Below are 18982 nucleotides of genomic sequence, written 5' to 3' on the forward strand. Positions count from 1 at the left end.
GCAACACCACAGTCGAGCTACATCTTTGCAGCCAAGCGATTGGCTGCAAAACGCTCGCGCGAGAGTCTGGCGGCGTTATTCATCGAGTCTAGGTTATCGATACACCATAGACCGTTGATGCAAAGAAAGCGCTCACTAAGCACTGCTTCAAGTATGTTTGGAAGGGTTGCGTTGAAGAATCCGGCACCCTTGACCGTTGGGGCCGGATCTAGCTCAAGCATCGCGACCGGCAGGTCAGAAAGGCACGGGCCGAAGTGGCCGGCCGAAGGGAACTTGCCCCCAAACTCGGTGCGCAGACGCTCCTTTCCCATGCTCTTGGTGAGTGTGCTATATCGCTCCTGCCGCAGCAACCAAAGAGACTTGACGCCCGCCTCGCGGTACCGCTCTTGGCGTTTACGGTAGTCACGGAGCGACTGATACGATCTTTGGATCTCGACAGCCAACCTAACCCCATTGCGCTCACCCCAGACATCAGCCTGCCAGCGACCTGCATCACCCGAACCCGGCATTTCAACCGAGGCACGGCATCCAAGATCTTCAAGCACGCTGCGCACAAGTATCTTGGCCGCCAGGTGCCATTGGCTTTCTTCGGAAGTACTGCACGCACCTCCTAGATGCGCAAAGAAGGGGTACCCATTAGCACTAACCTTGGGAATCGCTGGAGCGTTGCAGCAAGGCATCAGCAGATCACCGACGCAGTACGCCCGTTGCAACTCTTCCCACTGCGCCTGAGACATATGCAGTGCGTTGGCTGCACCAGTACCATCTGCATATGCTGCTTCGATCACCATAGCCACAGTGCCTCCTTGAATCTCGGTATTGTCTAATCAGTTTAGCCTTCCCCGCGCTGGGAGCGGGGCGGTGATCGAATCCTCCGAGCAGCAATTTCCTAGAAAAATGCCGGCACCCCCGAAAGGATGCCGGCAGACAGCAGATCACGCAGTTACCAATTGCCGGGCCAATGCGACCTCCACGGAATCACCATCCTGGTTCAGGACATCGAGCCCCGATTCGGGTACATCGCCCGAAGTGGACTGCGAGACCATGATCTTCTTGGCCATCAGCTCCAGGCAGGTCATCTGCGAGGAGCCGGCGTAGCCCAGGTACATCACGCGCACGGACAGCTTCTGCCCGATACGCCAAGAGCGGCGTGCCGCCTGCTGGAGCGAATACACGTTGTAGCCCGACTGCATGAACACGATCGTCGGAAACTCCAACAGGTCCAATCCCGTCTTGACAAGCTCCGGATTGGTGATGAGCACGTCGATGCCACGGTCCAACTGCTCGGCGATCCAGTCCTCGCGGCGGCTGGCATCCACGCTTGCGCGCAGTACCGCCACTTTGAAGCCTTCCTGCTCCAGCAATACCTTCAACCGGCTAGTCGTGTCGCGCGTGCCGGTATAGACGGTGTAGGCCAGAACCTTGCGGCCCTGTGCTTTCTCTTCCCTGCAGATGTCGATCAGCTCACGCTCCTTGGGGCTGATCTCGAACTCGTTGAACTGAGCCGGGACAAACGCCAGGGTGTTGCGCGTACGCGGATGCACAACGGTCTCCGACCGGAAGCAGCAATCCGGCCAGGCCAGCAGCACATTGAGGACTACACCGAGCAAGGTAGTATCGCGTCGCGCCAGAGCCTGTTTCAGCTCCGCGGTCAGCCGACCTGCCAGATCGCGGTAGGCCGCGGCTTGCGCCGTGTCCATCGCGACTTCACGAAACTCTTCGTCATACGGCGGCAGGACATTGCCGCCGATGTCTCTGAGCTTGAGGAAGATCGTGAACGGCAGGATGCAGCGCAGCACACCCTTCGGGCCGAAGCCCGGGGCCTTGACCGTTCTGACACTGACTTTCGTGCCTTTCGCGGTCTTGTGCGCCGTCCCGGTGCTCTCGGAATAAATGTCCTTCAGGACACCGTGATCGCGCATGAACGCCATCGCGGCCGAGGTCATGCTGCCGCTCGTGGTCGGGCGATAGCCGTCTTCGATCATCCGCCCGGGAAGGGCTCGGAACAGCAGGTAGAACAGATCGTCGCCGTAGCCGCCCATCAACGTGCCGGTCAGCAGCAAGGTCTTGCGAGCCTTCGCCGCCAGCACGCCCATGGCCTGGCCCTGGGCGCTGCCGCCGTTCTTGTACTCGTGGGCCTCGTCGGCGATGAGCAGGTCGAACGTGCCTTGCGGCAGGTAGCGCTTGATGAACTCGGACGGTTGATAGCCGCCCTCGCCAAAGCCGAACTCCATGTTGGCCATCGCACGTTCCATGCGCGTGGCTTGACGGTCGGAAAACACCAGCTCGCCGTTGCCATCCATGAGGTTGATGAACTCGTGAATGTTGTCGCCGAGCATCGAGGCCAGGAAGCCGTCGCCGAACTTCTGCATCAGCTTCTGCGCGGTGACTTCCCCGATCGTCGGGATGCGCTTCAAGGCTTTGAGCACGGCCGAGGACTGGTCGCTGCCGGACAGGCTGCGCGGGCGGATCAGTGTCCACAGGGGCGCAGCGCAATGGCCGCACTTCCTGCGGGATTCCTCGGCTTCGAGCGCGACCGGGTTGACCGGCTCGCCGTCGAGGTCGGTGATGACCGTGCCGCAGTCCGGGCACGCTGCCACGTCGCCGTGGCGGGTGCGCCGCGTGGTGAAAACGGGCTTCCAGTGGAAGCCCATCCGCATCCTCACGCGGCCCAGGACGAAGAACTCCTGACCCGTGGGCTGGACACCCAACTGCTCACGCAGCTTGATGAGCTTGACGAGCGTATCCGGCCCGTTGAGCACCCACACTTTGGCGCCCGCTACCGTCTCCTGGATCTCGCGCCGCCACTTGTAAACCAGGTGCGGTGGCGAAAGCACCAGAGTGCGGCGGTAGCCTTCGGCGTTGAGCACGACAGCCGTGGCGATGCCGACGGTCGTCTTCCCGCAACCCATCTCGCCGTTGACGATCGCGGCGCGTTCGCCACGGTCGATCAGCAGCTCGGCAGCAGCGTGGACGACTTCGGCCTGGGCCGGGAACAGCTTGCGCTTGAGGCTGGCGACGATGAGTTGCCGGTGCGCCTGCGGTTGGCCGGTATAGACCGGCGGATTGGCGCTGTTGAGGGCGTCGAGCAGTTCGTCGCCGAACTCGCCAACGAAATCCTGAAGGCTCAGGGTCAGAGGGTTGGATTCCGCGTCGAGCAGTTCGCCCTGCACGGGTGTGGCTTCAGCGGTAGTGGTGTCGAGATCGAGGGACATGGTGATGCTCCAAAGAAAATGGGGCATGCACCACCCCCAACGGGGCTATGGCATGCCCCGGAGTGGGAAGAGAATCGGCGCGTGGCCGAAGGTTGAAGGTGCGGGCCTGGGTGGCCTGCGAGTGAACCGTGCTCAGTCCTCGGACGGCAACACGATGACGGTGGCGCTGCGCTGCGCGTCGGTAACGATGCGAATGGCCAGCCCTGGGTGGATCACGTAGTGCGACTCCAGCGAAGCACCTGATTGAAGCGCGGTGCTGTTGGCCTGCCATTGCTGGACGTTGACGTCTCCCCAGTCGCCACGGGTGTGGCGCCTGAAGTACGGGATTGGGTCGAGGCGACCCGCGCGGACCAGGCGGTCAACGGCTCTGCTGAAGATAAGCGCCCCGATGGGGAACGCCAGCCTCTGGCAGTAGGTTTCGATGCGATGCGATGCCATGGGCTCCTCCTTGGTTATTGAGCCACGACACCCCTGGCGGAGTGAAGTGGCTCCGTCAGGTGGATGGGATGACGAGGCGGTGCCTTCAGATCAGGTCGCGCTCTTCGGGAAGCTGGACCACCGTGGTCTGGTGGTCTTCGCTGGTCTTCACGATCAACACCAGTTCCGGCGTGATCCGGTACTGGGAGATCATCAGGTTGTCCTGATCGAGTGCGACATCGTTGGCCTGGCGGGTGGCCTCGTCGATCTCGCCCCAGTCGCCGCGCACGTGGCGCTGCACATAGGACAAGGGATCGATGAGACCTCGGCGGGCCAGCCAATGCACCTTCTCGCTCAACTGCAACGAGGCCGGTGCGAACAAGGGTTGCTTGTGCGGCGCGGGCCGCTTGAACGGATTGGGGAACATGGTGTTTCTCCTTCGATGAAGTGCAGCGGGACGTCAGGCGTCCGGGGGATTAGCGGATGGTCAGCACCTCGCCCCGTGTCGGGGAGCCAGGCGTCATGTCCCATGCGCGGATGACGGGAACAAACTTGTCGGTGAGGATGCGGGTCTCGGCGATCGAGCCGTCTTCGCGTTCGGTGAATTCCCGCTGGAGCGTCTTGTCCTTGTGGGTGTCACCTTTGACGACGAGCACGCGCCCGGTCTTGGAGCGCACAACCCCCGAGATCGCACCCGCGGCCAGAGCCAGGGCGAGATGCCAGTGGGACAAGGCACGCGCCGGCGGACGCAGCGACTGCTGCGCGGCCCCCAGGTGCGTGTCCAGCGACGGCCAGAGGCCTTGCAGCCGGCCGACTTCATCGGCGAACTGCTCCGGCTCCATCGTCACGCGGAAGAAATGCTCCGGCTCGGCCGGACTGGCGGGGACGATGTACGGCAGGAACGGCCAATCGCTCGGCAGCTCCTCGGCTTCGACTTCGCCAAGCCCAACCTGCAGCAGCAGATTGCGCACGGCCTTGACGCCATCGGGAGCCTGTTCACGCTGTCGCACCCTTCGGCCGAAGATCACCACCTGCTTGAACTGCGTCTCCACCGCTCGGTAGATGCGCAGGTCCGTGTAGTGGCGTGTCAGCCAGCCGACCAGCTCCGCATCGAGCACGTAGGCGGGGACGATGAAGACCAGCACGCCGCCGTACTGCAACAGCGACAGCGAACGCTGATAGAACAGCTTTTCGAGGCGGGCACGGCCCTGGCCCTGATAGCCGATGTTGCCGTTGACGTCCTTGGACAAGTCGCCATACGGCGGGTTGAGCCAGAGCAGCCCGAACGACTGCTTGGAGACCATCGTGTCCATCAGGTCCGCGTGCAGGCAGTGATCGACCAGGCCGCGGGCATGGCGTGCCCGCTCCGCGTCGAACTCGACCGCGAACGCCTTGGCCTGCTCGCGCCCGAGGGCATGGGCGGCTTCGGCGATCGCCACGCCTTCGCCGGCGCAGGGATCGAGGATGCACATGGGCCCGTCGCTGGGCATCAGTGCGTTGAGGGCTCTTTCGAGCGTGGGTTCGTCAGTCGGGTAGTAACCGTTCTTAGCGAAATTGCGGGCGAGCCGCGGGAACATGAGGGCCATGGAAGTCTCCTGGTTGGCGGGGAGGAAACACGGAAGCACGCCAAGGCGTGCCTCCGTGGGTGGGTCAGGCCGCTACCACTTCCGGCGTCCAGATCTTGGCCGGGTATGGATAGGCGGTGAGCACATCACTGCGGATCAGCGAACCCAGCGCCAAGGTCAGCGCCGGCACGTCGATGGCTAGCCGATGGCCTTCCAGCGGCCCGAGGGCGAACGGAAGGCGGGCCAGCATCTCGCGGCTTTGCAGCAGTTCCAGCACGGTCTCGCGCCAGTGGTCGAGCAGCGGCAATGGGCAGGTGTCCCGCACCAGCATCCACAGGCGGTCGAGCCGGTGGGCGCTGTCGCGCGGCAGCAGTGCCAGTGCGCTGGCGTTGGCCTTGTCGGGCTTGACGCAGCGGCGGTCGAACAGCCACACGTTGGACAGCGAACCGAACAGCGTTCGCCGATAGGCGCGCGTGACGCGCTTTTCCAGGCGATCGACGTTGCCGATGAACACCGGGACGCTGCCGCCCTGGTCGGTGATGATGTGGAACTGGTCCAGTCCCTGCTCGTCGCGCCCGAGGGTCAGGCGAGCCAGGAACTGCTGGACGGCGGTGTCGCGCGCCCAGATGGACAGGAAGATCAGGTTGCCCTGGTCATCGCCGACGCAAGCGTCGGCCATCACGTCCGGGCATTCGTCGATGCGGTACAGCGTGGTGGAAGAAGTGTTTGCGAGCATGGTGGTGTCCTCGGATTAACGGGAACAGCACCGCCCGCTGGGGCAAGTACTGCCCCAGGGGGTGGAAGAAAAACGCTCAGTCCGGCTCGAATTGCCGGGTGTGCGGGTTGAAGTGAAGCGCCTCGTCCACCGCCGTGATCGGCGTGAAGCCGTCCAGGTAGATGTTGTTGAGGTACTGATCGCGGTAGGTCAGTGCCTGCCGTGCCTGTTCCTCGGTGAGGCCGTTGCTGATGAAGTACTCCAGCATCTCCTCGTCGGAGGACACTTCGTCGTTGGACAAACTTCCTTCAACGAGTGCCAGCAGCGAGGGTGAGAGCGCAGCCAGGATCGGGTCCATGTTGGTTCCTCCTGGCTCAGGCCATCAGCGTCGCGGCGGGAGCCGTGACAGCCGTGGGTGTGCGCCGCCGTGCGTGGTAGGCGCGAACGCCTGCACGCCAGTCGGCGGACTGCTCCGGTGCGAGGTCCAGATAGGACAGCGGGCACGAGTAGTAGTACGGGTGCATGGACTCTTCCAACGGCTTGTAGCCCCACTGGTTGCCGCTGCGTTCCAGCAGATCGCAGCGGATGTAGCGCAAGGACTGGCCCGGCGCGAGATCACGATGCACACCTTCGACCTTGGCGGTCAGTTCGACCACTGACCACAGCACGTTGCCGCGCAATGCGTGAGCGATAACCTTCGCGCTGACGCGCTCGGTCTGCTGTGGTGCGATCAGTTCCGCGATCAGTTCAGACCGCGATTGGGGAGAGAAATACCAGCCCATGAGAGGCCTCCTCGAAAAGTTGAGCTGGAGGCCTCCCCGTGGGGAAGAACCCCCAGTGGGTGATGGAATGCCGCAGGTGCAGCGAAGGAAAACCTATGCCTTACCCTTAGTCCCAGTCGTCATCGTCGCGATCACAACCGGCCGGACAGCAGCCGAACTCGATCCCATGCGAGCAATAGCCATGCTCCGCATTCCAGTCCTGGGTTTCCTGCCGTTCGGCCGGTGTTGCGTAGTCCCATTCCTGTGCGATCTTCAGCGCCTGTGCGCGCTGTTCTTCCGGCAATCGACCGAGTTGCGCGTCGATCGCCGAACTGAAGCGTTCGACGTAGTAGTCGTGAGACAGTCCGCAACCCTTGGTGGCTTGTGCGGCTGCCGTCTCGCAGAGAGCCCGCCACGCGGGTTCATCCAGCGCGGAGCGGGGGATATCGCAAGCGATGGTGGACATGATGAAGACCTCCAGAAGATGGCCAGGGCCTCCCCCGCATGGGGAAGGAACCCCGGCGGGTGGATGAAGAACACCGCGCATGCGGCGTCTACGATCACGCAGGTTGCAGTTCGGCCTGGCGGCTCCACTCCTGCGTCTTGAAGTCCAGCGCGTAGCCCAGCTCGCCCAGGCGGGCGATCTGTGCACGCAAAGCGCGGCGGTCGATGGTCGAATCCAGTTTCACGGACTCGCCCAGCGGCCACAGCAGGCCGAAGAGCGCGGGGTCACCGTCTTGGGTGCTGCCGGGGGCAGCAGCCTCAGCAGGTGGCGGCGCATCCACGCCAAAGGGCGTGGTATCGACCATCGGGTCCGCGGACGCCTGCACGGGTGCGGGCTTGGCGGGCCTGGACGCTTTGGTCGGCTTGGCCGGCGTTGTCGCAGGCTGCGCCCCTTGCTCTTCATCGAGCGGATCGACGTCCTGGGTGGCGAAGCTGCGGGCTTCGTCGCGGCTGAGTTTGTCGATGCCGTTGAGCGTCATGCCGTCGAGGCTGGCACGGATCTCGAACCGCATGCCGCCGCCGACCGGATAGGACTTCGGGAAGATGTACCTGATGATGAATTCCCCGTCGTACTTGCCTTCGGGGTACTGCTCCAGCTCCGGGTCTTTGACCTCGAAAGTACCGAGGTGCGTGGCGAGGCGGCCAACCGTGAACGGGCCGTTCTTGCCGCGGATGGTACGCAGCGTGAGCTGGCCGGGGACGACGATGGGCGCAACCGATTTCTCGGAAGCCGATGGGGTTGCCATGATGGTTCTCCTGATGATGAATGACGGGCCGCCGACGGCACCCGGTGGATGAGAGGAAATGGCCTCGCCCGAGGTGGGCGAGGTCCGCGTGGCATCACGCCTTGAGCTGGCGCATGCCTTCGGCCAGCAGCCACAACGCCCGGTTCAGGCGCAGGTTCTGGTCGATGCCTTGCACCGGACGGGTGCGCTGATTGCGGCCGTTGGCCGTGCGTCCGTTCAGGCCCCCTTTGACGAGGTTCTCCTGGACGCGGTTGAAGACGGCCCACAAGTCGTTCTTGCGGTCGTCCCATCGCCGGGGTGCCAGCAGTTGGCTCTCCGTGACAGGCGTGGACTTGGCTGGATCGTCGTACTTGAGTGCGAGCGCGGAGTTTGCAAAGACCTCCGCTTCGCCCTCATCGAGGGTGATGGTGCGCATCGCATCGCGCGCGTTCTGCACGCGCTCGAAGCCTTCGAGGACTCCGTAGGCACCTTCGATCACCTGGCTGGCCACGTCGCCCTTGTGGGGAACGCGGATGTCGGCGGTGGTGTCACCGCAAACCAGGCCGTTGTGGCAGACGAACCGGAACATGCCGGCGAGCATCTGATAGCTGCTCGTGCCGTCGTGGCTGTTGAGCAGGATGATCTCGTTCGCCTCGTCGCCGTTGATCTGGCTCGCATGGCGAAGTCGGATGAGGTGCTTCGTGTACTCGCGCCGGTCTTCGTTGCGCACGCGTGTCTGGCACACCATGAAGGGCTCGAAGCCCTCCTGGCGCAGCTTGGTCAGCACGGTCGAGGTCGGTATGTAGGCATACCGATCGGACCGGCTCCCATGCGGAGCGTCGGCGAAGATCGACGGAACGACGGCACGAATGCGGTCGTCCGAGAGTGGACGATCGGAGCGCAGGATCGGGGATTGCGGAGCAAAACGGGATGCCAGAGACATGGCTGATCTCCTTTGAGAAATGCGGTAACCGCGCGGCGGTGAGACCACGCGGAACTCGGGGGATGAAATGCGCAAGCGCGCGTCATGGGGACGCGGCGGATGCGGGAAGAGAAGCGACAAGGCCCCGTGAGGGGCCATGCCGTATCAGAACGAAGCAGCCAATGCCGGCTCCTGCTCCTCGACTTGCGCCTCGGGCTCGCGCTCGGCGGGCTCGGTGGCCGTGTCGATGGCGTCGTCGGCTTCGGACGCGGATGCGTCTTCGGCCGGCGGCGCCTCGGGTTGCGCCTGGCTCGTCGGATAGACCTGGGTGCCGTCGATCTTGATCAGACCGATGTGGACCAGCGTCGATTCCAGGCTTGCGGCCGGTTCCCCGGCGTGCTCGCCCTTGGTGCGGATGTACGGATCGATCTTCATGTCGTTCAGACGGAAGGCGATCAGCACCTTGCGGTCACCCTCGATGGCCTGAACGCACCGGCGAACCAGATGCTCGGCTTCCGGGGTGGCGACGATGGTGTCGAAGTACCGATACTCCGGTTCATCGACAGGCCCGGCCAGTGCTGCGACGGTGCAAGAGAGGAACGAGTCGCCAGCCTTTGGGGTGACGTCCTTCACACGATTGAGATAGCCGATGCCGCGGGTGATCAGCTCGTGCTGCTCGATCGAAGCCAGTTCGGCCCGGTCGATCAGTTCGGCCTTGAGCAGTCGCGCCTTGAGGGACGCGGCGGCCTGACCCTTCTGCTCACCCTTGTCGCGGATGTACGCATCGCCCCACAGGTCACCGAGGCGAAATCGCACCAGCGGGCGCTGCTTGGGATCGTCAACGCCGATGTAGCGCTGAACGAGCTTCTTGGCCTCGGCACCCGAGACCTTGACGTCGAAGTAGCGGTAGCTGGGGTCCCGGGCGGGGCCGACCAGCGCGGCGATGGTGCAAGCAAGGAAAGGCTGCGCACGGCGGCCGCCCCGGACGGGCACTTCACGGACACGCTGGACGTAGCCGATGCCCGAGGTGTGGAGGTCGAAATACGATTTCTCGTTGGACGTGGTGTTCATGGTGAATCTCCATTGGGATGAAGCGGAGACACACCGGCCCACGCATGCGGGGAAGGTGCGTAACCCCGCGGTGGGTTGATAAGGCGAAAGCATCCGCCACCAGAGGCTGGTGGCCGCTCGCGGATGGATGCGGTGCGAGCTGGCTCGGTCACGCAGTGGGAACTGCGCCGCAACCTCGAAGACCGATGGTTGCCTGGCATGTCGCTGACAACGTCAGCAGGCATGGGGTCAGCATGGCCGGGCCTCGCGCGCGCGGCAGCAATCAATCGGCATCCGGGTGCTTCCCTTTGTCCGCGCCGCCCGGCGCCTGCCACAGGCATTTGGGGCGGCGCAGGTGCTCGGGGTATCGGCGAGGGGGCGGCTGGGACGGCTCCAGGCGCCGCCGCCGCGCGCGCCAATCAGCCGCCAGCCGGCGGCGCGCGGGCTGGCGCCGCCTTCGTCGGGTAAGGTGTAGGTGATCAGGCGGATGTAGCCCAGCGACTTTGCCGCCTGCCAGGCCGCGCCGTATAGCTTGCTGCAGGCGTTGGGTGTGCTGTCGGTGCACAGCCGTGTGACTTCCCGCGTCCAGCCATCGTCCAGGTGCCGCGCGACCGGCCGGCCGACGATGGCCACGCCGCGGATCAGGTCGCTGTCGACCAGCGTGACGGCCAGGGCGAACTTCGCAGCCTGGACCGGACGGTGATGGTGTGCCAGCACGAAGACGTTGGCCGTGCGCAGCGACACCGGCAGCAGATGCAGCCTCGGCGAGGTCGATGATGTGTTCATGCGGTCGTCTCCGGTGGCATGCCGGCGCTGTGGCCCGCGGGGCGTGCCTTGGCGGCTGGAGACGAACGCGCATGCGCGGCGATGGCCGCGGTGCGAACAAAAGAAAGCCCCCGGTGCGGGGGCTGCGAGGGCTGCGCGGCGGTTGCCGCTTCAGGCGGGAGGCACCACGGCCAAGGACAGGTGCGTGGCGGTGGCGGACAGCACGAGATCGTCCGCCGAGTGCAGGAGGCGCGTGAACAGGCCGTCCTTCGGGTCGAAATACTCCGCAAAATCGTCGCCACCCAGCTCGCGGCCGGCGAGGTGCCACCAGTCATCGAACGGGTCGGTGTCCGGGTTGCAGCCGACGGCGTAGGCGAGCAGTTGCTGGCGTCCATCCGGGCGACGCTCCCCACGCTCGGCGAGGAAGTACACGCCCTGGTCCTTGACCAGGACGATGCGGCACTGATTGGCGATGGCTTCGGTCAGCACGGGGCGCAGGTCGGCGCCTTTGAATCGCAGTGACATGGATGAAATCTCCTGTGTTAAAAAAAGAGAAAGGCCCTCCACCCGATGGGATGAAGGGCCTGTAGGTCACGCGGCCGGAATGGCTGGAACGCCGTGGCGGGTGCCTCGGGTCAGCCGAGGGGCGTCATGCCGGGACGGCTTGGCGCTTACGGGCCGCCTTCGCGTCGAGGATGCTCACGTCGATCTGGCGCCAGCGCCCGTCGTCGATGAGCCGCTCCAGCACTTCGCCGAGCATGTCGAAATACACCTCGTCGTGCCGATCGACCAGTTCGACCGATTCACCGTTCTGACGGTGCAGTTCCACCACGTAGGTGTCTCCGCCGCGGTCGTAGAGGATCGTCACCCGGCCCTCGAACTTCGCGGTCGAGACCGTGAAGCTGATCGCCGGCGGGGTCTCGATGATCTTGGAGGGCGTGGGATCGACCCAGGTGAAGTCGCGGGCACCGGCATCCACCAGCATGTGGGTGATGCGCCGGAAGCGATCGGGGGCCGGCATCTCTTCCAACTGCTCGATGAGCTGGCCCAACTCCATGCACTGCGGCGTGGGAATGGGCAGCTTGGCCGGCGCCGAGCCGAGGATGTGCCTCGTGATGGTGTACGGCGTGCCGTCCGAAGTCTTCTCGGTGATGACCTCCGGCGTGTCCGCGCGCAGTCCGTCGAAGCGACGACGGGCATAGGGTTGGACATGCACCTTGGCGCCTTCGGCAGGAACCGTGGTCACCAGGCTGGGATCGAGCACCGCGAACTCGGAAGGCTTGAGCTTGACGACGATGGCATCGTCGGTCGCAGCGACCACCTTGCCGTCGAAGGGTTGGGGGTCGATGGCAAAGCCCAGCGTTGAGGACAGCGGCTGATCATCGAACACGCGGTACTTGAACGATCGCACGTTACGGGGCACATGGCCTGCGACCAGCGAAGGCATCATGGATTTGATGAGGGAACGGTCCATGGGGAAACTCCTTGAGAAATAACAAGGGATTCCCCGCCCGCAAGGGAGAGGTCCCTTGTGGGTGGCGTGGATGGACGCGGTAGGTCCGTAGGAAGAAACGACCAGCACGGTTTCCCGTGCTTGCAGCCTCGAAGGTCTCGACTGCCTGGGCATGTGTCGGCAGCGCCGACGGACATGGGGTAAGCATGGCCCCGGGGTGGTCGGCCTGCCCGCAGGAAACGGCACCGCAACATGCCCGCATTCCTGTGCTGCGTACAAGAAAAAGCCCCTCGAAAGGGGCCGGAGGGGTCAGGCTTGGTACACGAAGTAGTGCTCGCGCTGACGCGGAAAGAACACGTGCTTCCACGTGTCCCCGCTTGTGTTGCCACCGTCGAAGATGACCATTTCGTAGTCGTCCACGTCGGTGTCCATCAGGTCGGCGCTGGCGATATGGCGCATGTGCAGCATGCCGCTCATGCGCTCGACTACCAGGATCTGGCCGATGGCATCGTCCTGGCTCATGGCATTGAAGCAGGCTCCAAGCTGGTGCTCGAAGTCCGATACGGGCGAGATGAGATCGGGGAACATGGGATCGCTCCTATGAAAGTGAACCGGCCCGGCTCCCTGGCGGGAGACGGGCCGGCATGCGGTGAGGAAAAGGTAGGCTGGGGATGTGTCTGGCAGTTATTCGCCGGCCAACGGCAGGCCCGGCAACACGGGTGCGTCGGCATCGAGAATGAGGATGCGCACATCGGCCTGGCCGGCCAGTGCAAGGATCTGTGCCAGGTCGTCCGGCATGCCCTTGCTGCAGTGCTCCTGCCGAAGCTGCTCGGCGGAGATCTCCTCGACGTCCTGCAGGTGCTGGCCCGTCCAGGGCGTGGAAATCAGCTTGACGCCGATCGCCGGGCTGTAGGGAACCCGGAACGCAATGAACAAAAAGGCTTCCGGCGTCGCGAGGTCAGCCAGGTTGGCCAGGTACTGGCCGGTTTCGTGGCTGATGTGCGCGCTGCTGATTTCCCAGCACCGGCTGTAGTAGCCGGTCTCGAAGCTCAACCGCTGCACGACTTCCCGTGCGGCCTCGGCCGAATAAGTGTCGCCAATGTGGACGGGGAGGCCGTCGAAGTCGTCGCCGTGGATCGCGTACACCACGGCACCCACCACGCCGTAGGCGCCTTCACCGGCATCGCGTTCGGCCAGCACCTCGGCACTCACGGAGTCTGGGCCATTGCTGACTACGGCGAAATCGCTGGTGACGATGCAGGATGCTGAAACCAGCTCCTCATCGGAGAGGTGTTCTTGGCTCTGGTGGATGTTTCGCCAGACATGCGGGCTTCCGTCCTCGTGGCTGATGGACAGCGTGCGGACGATTTTCAGATTCCAGTAGCCGCGTAGAAAGGGATTGGGATTCTGGGACATGGGATTTCTCCAACAGAATAATGATGGAGCCAATCCCCGCCACCGGGAATTGACCCCGGTGGGTGGAAAGAAAGGAAACAGCGTCAGGTGACGCTGATCGTTGGCGTTTGGGCCAATCGCTCGGCGACGCGTCGGCGCAAATTCATGCGGAATGGCTCGTCGCTGACGCCCGCCAGCAGATTGATGGTCTCCAGCGCAATCAGGGCCGAGGCCTCTTCGATGTCGGCGGCCACAATGGCCTTGCGCAGTTGGTCGCCGAGCTGGAGGGCCTGCGAGGAGGAACTGATGACGCGGACCTCGCGGCTCAGGTAGCAGCCGTTGCCGCCGAACTCGAACAGCCGCGGCTTGCTGCAATACCAGCATCCCTCGAACTGGATGGCGGTCAGGTGGTGGCCGTCATCGAATCGGGTGGCGATCAGAAACAATGCGTCGAGATCGGCGGTGTCCTCGAACGAATGACGCTCGATCAAGTTCCCCAGCTCTTCGTCCTCATCGGCACCGAAGTGCACGGCGAGCAGTTCGAGCAGCGGCGGGATCGAAAGCCCTTCGTCGTCCGGCATCGGAATGCCGAGTTGCGTGGCCAGGTCTTCCAGGCCATCGAGCACGTCCGGCCATTGCGGATTGGTGGTCTCGGCGATCTGGGCGATGTAGGCCTGCCCGTTGCCGGGATGGCTCTCGTCCAGCGCGAAGGCGCCGAACAGCGCCTGGATGACGGGCGTCACACGGTCGAGCACGAGAACGCCGGTGGCTTCGTAGTAATTGTTGGCCATGAAGGCTCCTTTCGATGAATGAACGGAGCCAGCCCTTGCGGACGATGGCATCCGCAGGGGAACCGCCTGATGCCGGATGGCACTGGGCGGGGAGAAACGCGAGGGACATGGCCTCGGGCGAGGCGCATGTCCCTCATGGGGTCGCGTGAACGCAGTGATGAAGGTGTGCCGGGGACCGGCTCACCAACCGCTGTAGTTCAGCAGGAGGTCGGCGATCACCTGGCGACGAGGCAGATCGAGGCCGTCGAAGTCCGACAACCCGTTGAAGTGGCAGCGCTTGAGCATGGCACCGCCCTCGCGCGCGTTGTAGAAGCTGACCATCGCGGACAGGAACATGCGTTCCCCGCTGCTCAGGACGCCGAGGGCGTCGTTGAGGCGCAGCATGTCGGGGCGCAGATCCCACTTGCTCTTGGCCTGGTTCAGACCTTCACGGGTGCCATCGCCAAACCATTGCGGGCCGGCGATCTCGACACCACGCTTCCATGCCTCGAAAAAGGCTTGGGGCGCGGCGCTGAAATGCCGTTCTTCCCGAACGATCTGATCGACGACTTCCTGCGGCAGTAGCTGGTTCATGACGTGATTCCTCCAGTTGGATCAGGGAACGGCGAGCTGGGACCAGCCGCCTCTTTCGAGGGCACGTTGAGCCGCGGCATGGCTGCGGAAGTACTCACGAGATTCCCGCGAAACGGGACCTTCGGTATCGCGCGTGCCGATGTAGTGGCCGGCGGCGCTGTGCAGGACTTCGAGCGGCAGGAACTTGCCGCAGTAGGTCAAGGCCAATTGACCGAATCGGCCGAAAGAGGCTTGCTGGGACATGGATGGGCTCCTTGGAAAAGCGGGGCCCTGTCCCTCACGGGATGGCAGCTCCCGCACGCGGTTGAAAAAAAGCATCAGCGTCTTGGCGACGCGCGTCCGCGCAATGGATGCGATGCGGACTGGTGGGTTGCGCGGGGAGAACCCCGCGGCAGCCTGAAACCCTGGCTGCTGGCATGTGCTGACGAATCAGCGAGCATGCGGGCAGCTTCGTGGGGGGGGCGCGCCACGTCAGTTGGAAATCGGCATCTGGTCCAGCCCCGATTGATGTACGCAGAGACAAAGAAAAGCCCCGCAGCAAGTGCGGGGCGGTCATGACGGTGCGGTGAGGCTGGATCAGCGGGGCTTGTCGCCCAGGACATGCTGCTTCCAGATGGCGAATGCCTCGTCCGCTGGCAGCTCGGCCAGGATGACGATGGGCTGGTCCTGTCGGCTGCGCAGCTTTGCGAAATACGCTGCGCGGTCGGCAATGGCCTTGAGCTTGATGCCCTTGAGGAACAGCAGCCTGCCGTCCTTGATGAACAGCACCTTGTTGCCGATGTCGCGGTTGAACGCGGTGCGCAGCTTGCGCTCCGCGTGCATGGCATCGGCCAATTGGTCCACTAGGAAGTCGAGCGTCATGTCGATGAGAAGCGGCTCGTCGTCTTCGCGTTCGACGTCGAGCGATGCCGGCGGCAGGCTCTTGGCGAATTCCTCGGCCTGGGCCAGCAGCGCGGCCTGGCCTTGCAACGCGCGCACGAACGTCGAGCCGCCGTGTCCGTCGTTGCGGGCTTCGGCGATGGGCCTGCCGTCGAACATGACGGTGGCGGTGAAGCACAGCGTTTCCTCGCTCGCGAAATCCGCGACCTTGAGGTTCTTGAGGGTGATGCGGTCTTGTCGGGTGATGGTGTCCATGGGAAGTCCTGATATCGACCGGGTTGACGACACGCCCCTGACGGGACGCGGCATACATCCCGTGGGTTGGAGGAAGGTGGCATCGATGCCCGGTGGGCAGCGTTCGCCGGAGAGATGCCGGGGCGAACTGGCGGGTGGCGTGGGCGGAACCCACGGCAGTCTGGACACCCTGGCTGCTGGCTGTTGCCGATGCGTCGGCAATGCAGGAGGGAGGATCGCGCGACCCGCCGGCCGCGTCTTGCATCAATCCGAAGCGATCGATCCCGTCTTGTGCAGGTACTGCACCAGCCGGCGTCCCCAGCCACGCGACGCACAGCACGGCCATGGAATTGCCGATCGCCTTGCAGTTCGGTGCATCGGCGGTGCGTAGTGAGGCGGATTGCAATGTTGGCGGTCATGTGGGTCTCCCGTTCGTGTGGCGCAGGGCCATCGCCCTGGCCGGGGCGTTGAAAGGCAGGAGAAAGGCGCCGAAGGCCCCAGGGGCCTTCGGCTCGGGAGGAAAGAAGAACCACCCGTGGGCTGATTGGCAGGCCCGGTCGTCGCTAGAACCGTCTGCTCATCCAGCAATCACACCCGGCCCATGTCGTGGCTGGGGCCGGCATCGTCTGGCGCACATCCGCGCACAAAGGGAGCCCGTTTTTGCGCCGGCGGGCACCGGCACCGAATACCGCTGACCGCGAAGGGTCTCCGGATGGCTCGCACAGGCAAGCCATCGGGGGACCCTTCGCAGCGGCGGAAGGAATGCAGACGAGGAGAACGCGCGGGGTGCGGTTCGCGGAGAAGCCACCTTCAGGTCCCGCGGCCGGGGCCGGCCGGACGGGACGCGCACACGGAGCAAGAAGGCGTTGCGCGCTGGGGCGTCCCGCAGGGCATGCGGGACACGGGCCACGCCGCCGATGGCGGGCATGGCTCACGGGGAACGGGGGCGGTCAGGCGCCTTTGCGGCCACCGCCACTGGTACGGCGTGGACGCGAGGCACCACGCCTGGACGTGCCGGTTGCCACCGGCAGCGTGCCTTTGCAGTCGGGGTAGCGACTGCACGACCAGAACGGGCCGCTCTTGCCGGTTCGCTGGCGCGTGGGTGCGCCGCACTGCGGACAAGCCGGTCCTTGGGGAACCTTGATGGACAGGGACGTGCTGCCGTATTGCGCGATCAACTGCGAAATCCAGGCGGCCTGCTTGCCGATGAACACATCCAGGGTGAGTTGTCCGCCCTCGATCATGTCCAGCGCCTGTTCCCAGACGGCGGTGGTGCCGGGGTCGGCAATCGCCGCGGGCACGGCGTCGATCAGCGTGAACGCCGCATCCGATGCGCGGATGGAGCGCCCCTTCTTCACGATATAGCCGCGGGCGATCAGCCCGCTGATGATGTTGGCCCGCGTCGCCTCGGTGCCGATGCCCGTCGTGTCCTTGAGCTTCTGCTTCAGGCGCGGGTCGGTCACGAAACGCGCAACGCCCTTCATCGCCTTGACCAGTTCGCCCTGGGTATAGGGCTTGGGCGGCATCGTCTTGAGGGCCTTGATGTCGGCCCCGGCGACCTGGCATGCCATCCCGTCACGCAGCGCAGGCAGCACCTGGGTGCGCACGGGGGCGTCGCCATCCTCATCGGCGCTGCCTTCACGTTCGGACTCGGCCAGCACCAGGCGCCAGCCGCGGGCGACGACCTGCTTGCCCGTAGCCACCAGCTTCTGCTGGCCGCAGGAGAGATCCGCCACGGTGCGGTCGAACTCGTGGTGCGGGAGGAACTGGGCCAGGTAATGTGCCCGGATCAGCCGGTACAACGCCCGTTCCTTCTCGCTCATGGCGGAGAGATTCGCGGGTTCGAGCGTCGGGATGATGCCGTGGTGCGCCGTCACCTTGCCGTCGTTCCAGGCGCGCGAGCGCTGGGTGCGGTCGAGCTGGCCCATGATCTGGGCCAGCGTGGGATCGGTCTTGAGCAGGCTGTCCAGGACCGTGGGCACTTCGGCGAACATGCTTTCGGGCAGGTAGCCCGAATCCGAGCGCGGGTACGTCGTGGCCTTGTGCGTCTCGTACAGGGCCTGGGCGATCTCCAAGGTTTCCTGCACGTCCAGCCCAAGCTGCTTGGAACAGACTTCCTGCAAGGTGCCCAGGTCGAACAGCAGCGGCGGGCCTTCGCGCACGCGCTCGGTCTCGACCGACACCACCTGGGCACTGCCCGCGGCGCGGATCTGCTGCGCGGCCTGCTGTGCGACGGGCTGCCGCAGGCAGCGGCCGGCGTCGTCGGTGCTGGCATCGGGTGCCACCCACTGCGCGGTGAACGTCTGACCGCCTGCGGACAGCGACACGTCGATGGCCCAGTACGGCACGGACACGAAGGCCGCGATCTCTCGGTCGCGGTCCACCACGAGTTTGAGCGTCGGGGTCTGTACACGCCCGACCGACAGCACGCCATCGTAGCCGGCCTGCCGCCCGAGCACGGTGAACAGCCGGCTGAGGTTCATGCCCACGAGCCAGTCGGCGCGCGAGCGCGCCAGCGCCGAGTAATACATCGGCAGCGTCTCGGCCGAGGGCCGCAGCTTGGCGAGCGCGGTGCGGATGGACGCATCGTTGAGCGCCGACAGCCACAGGCGTTCGATGGGACCGCGGTAGCCGCACAGGTCGATGATCTCGCGTGCGATCAGTTCGCCTTCGCGGTCGGCGTCAGTGGCGATGACAAGCTGGGTCGCCTTCGCCAGAAGCGCTTTGACGACCTTGAATTGCGTGGCGGTCTTCGGCTTGACCTCGACCCGCCACTGCTGGGGAATGATGGGCAGCTGTTCCAGCGACCAGCGCTTGAGCGCCGCGTCATAGACCTCGGGTGCTGCCGCTTCGACGAGATGGCCGATGCACCAGGTGACCGTGACACCGGAGGCGTTGAGGCAGCCTTCACCGCGCTGCGTGGCGCCGAGAATCCGGCCGATGTCTTTGCCCTGGGAGGGCTTCTCGCACAGAAACAGCCGCATGTCCGTCCATCCGCTTCCCGTTGTTCATGGAGTT

At 64.6% G+C, this 18982-nt stretch carries 22 protein-coding genes; all 22 read right to left on the reverse strand.

Going from position 1 to position 18982, the window contains the following annotated elements; all coding sequences use genetic code 11:
- Positions 1–17: 17 nt before the first annotated feature.
- Positions 18–791: a competence protein CoiA gene (locus tag ACLIIZ_RS05230; RefSeq protein ID WP_003050307.1), complete on the reverse strand. Its 774-nt coding sequence runs from the start codon at positions 789–791 to the stop codon at positions 18–20.
- A gap of 144 nt (positions 792–935) precedes the next feature.
- On the reverse strand, positions 936–3215 hold the full coding sequence (locus ACLIIZ_RS05235; protein ID WP_003050309.1) for a helicase-related protein: 2280 nt from the start codon (positions 3213–3215) through the stop codon (positions 936–938).
- A 132-nt stretch (positions 3216–3347) separates the two neighbouring features.
- A complete protein-coding gene (locus tag ACLIIZ_RS05240) occupies positions 3348–3653 on the reverse strand; it encodes a hypothetical protein (protein ID WP_003050312.1) in 306 nt (101 codons plus the stop codon).
- A gap of 85 nt (positions 3654–3738) precedes the next feature.
- Positions 3739–4059 (reverse strand): hypothetical protein, encoded by a 321-nt coding sequence (locus tag ACLIIZ_RS05245; protein WP_003050315.1) that lies wholly within the window; start codon positions 4057–4059, stop codon positions 3739–3741.
- A gap of 49 nt (positions 4060–4108) precedes the next feature.
- Entirely contained in the window at positions 4109–5257 is a 1149-nt protein-coding gene (locus ACLIIZ_RS05250) for a DUF6094 domain-containing protein (RefSeq protein WP_219641870.1), read from the reverse strand.
- Between the two features lie 25 nt (positions 5258–5282).
- Positions 5283–5933 (reverse strand): hypothetical protein, encoded by a 651-nt coding sequence (locus ACLIIZ_RS05255; protein ID WP_003050322.1) that lies wholly within the window; start codon positions 5931–5933, stop codon positions 5283–5285.
- 76 nt (positions 5934–6009) lie between these two features.
- The gene (locus ACLIIZ_RS05260) at positions 6010–6270 is read right to left on the reverse strand and encodes a hypothetical protein (protein ID WP_003050326.1); all 261 of its coding nucleotides are present in this window, start codon (positions 6268–6270) and stop codon (positions 6010–6012) included.
- Positions 6271–6286: 16 nt separating this feature from the next.
- Entirely contained in the window at positions 6287–6694 is a 408-nt protein-coding gene (locus ACLIIZ_RS05265) for a hypothetical protein (protein ID WP_003050329.1), read from the reverse strand.
- Between the two features lie 106 nt (positions 6695–6800).
- On the reverse strand, positions 6801–7139 hold the full coding sequence (locus tag ACLIIZ_RS05270; protein ID WP_003050341.1) for a hypothetical protein: 339 nt from the start codon (positions 7137–7139) through the stop codon (positions 6801–6803).
- A gap of 94 nt (positions 7140–7233) precedes the next feature.
- Positions 7234–7923, reverse strand: a complete 690-nt coding sequence (locus ACLIIZ_RS05275) for a DUF3275 family protein (RefSeq protein WP_003050344.1) — start codon at positions 7921–7923, stop codon at positions 7234–7236.
- 94 nt (positions 7924–8017) lie between these two features.
- Positions 8018–8845, reverse strand: coding sequence for a DUF932 domain-containing protein (locus ACLIIZ_RS05280; protein ID WP_003050347.1), 828 nt, complete (start codon positions 8843–8845; stop codon positions 8018–8020).
- 144 nt (positions 8846–8989) lie between these two features.
- A complete protein-coding gene (locus ACLIIZ_RS05285; protein ID WP_003050351.1) occupies positions 8990–9895 on the reverse strand; it encodes a DUF3577 domain-containing protein in 906 nt (301 codons plus the stop codon).
- A gap of 228 nt (positions 9896–10123) precedes the next feature.
- A complete protein-coding gene (locus ACLIIZ_RS05290; RefSeq protein ID WP_003050355.1) occupies positions 10124–10660 on the reverse strand; it encodes an XF1762 family protein in 537 nt (178 codons plus the stop codon).
- Positions 10661–10810: 150 nt separating this feature from the next.
- Entirely contained in the window at positions 10811–11164 is a 354-nt protein-coding gene (locus ACLIIZ_RS05295) for a DUF3085 domain-containing protein (protein ID WP_003050357.1), read from the reverse strand.
- A gap of 124 nt (positions 11165–11288) precedes the next feature.
- The gene (locus tag ACLIIZ_RS05300; RefSeq protein ID WP_003050359.1) at positions 11289–12113 is read right to left on the reverse strand and encodes a hypothetical protein; all 825 of its coding nucleotides are present in this window, start codon (positions 12111–12113) and stop codon (positions 11289–11291) included.
- Between the two features lie 288 nt (positions 12114–12401).
- Complete coding sequence (locus ACLIIZ_RS05305) at positions 12402–12680, reverse strand: hypothetical protein (RefSeq protein ID WP_003050361.1); 279 nt, start codon at positions 12678–12680, stop codon at positions 12402–12404.
- A gap of 96 nt (positions 12681–12776) precedes the next feature.
- On the reverse strand, positions 12777–13508 hold the full coding sequence (locus ACLIIZ_RS05310; protein ID WP_003050363.1) for a DUF5983 family protein: 732 nt from the start codon (positions 13506–13508) through the stop codon (positions 12777–12779).
- A gap of 83 nt (positions 13509–13591) precedes the next feature.
- Positions 13592–14278 (reverse strand): hypothetical protein, encoded by a 687-nt coding sequence (locus ACLIIZ_RS05315; protein ID WP_003050366.1) that lies wholly within the window; start codon positions 14276–14278, stop codon positions 13592–13594.
- Positions 14279–14458: 180 nt separating this feature from the next.
- On the reverse strand, positions 14459–14851 hold the full coding sequence (locus ACLIIZ_RS05320) for a hypothetical protein (protein WP_003050375.1): 393 nt from the start codon (positions 14849–14851) through the stop codon (positions 14459–14461).
- 21 nt (positions 14852–14872) lie between these two features.
- Complete coding sequence (locus ACLIIZ_RS05325; RefSeq protein ID WP_003050378.1) at positions 14873–15094, reverse strand: hypothetical protein; 222 nt, start codon at positions 15092–15094, stop codon at positions 14873–14875.
- A 333-nt stretch (positions 15095–15427) separates the two neighbouring features.
- A complete protein-coding gene (locus tag ACLIIZ_RS05330) occupies positions 15428–15985 on the reverse strand; it encodes a hypothetical protein (protein WP_003050381.1) in 558 nt (185 codons plus the stop codon).
- Positions 15986–16914: 929 nt separating this feature from the next.
- Positions 16915–18948: a DNA topoisomerase III gene (locus ACLIIZ_RS05335; protein ID WP_003050384.1), complete on the reverse strand. Its 2034-nt coding sequence runs from the start codon at positions 18946–18948 to the stop codon at positions 16915–16917.
- Positions 18949–18982: the final 34 nt, after the last annotated feature.

The sequence above is a fragment of the Azonexus caeni genome, assembly GCF_048146105.1.
In the GTDB taxonomy this organism is placed as follows: Bacteria; Pseudomonadota; Gammaproteobacteria; order Burkholderiales; family Rhodocyclaceae; genus Azonexus; species Azonexus aromaticus_B.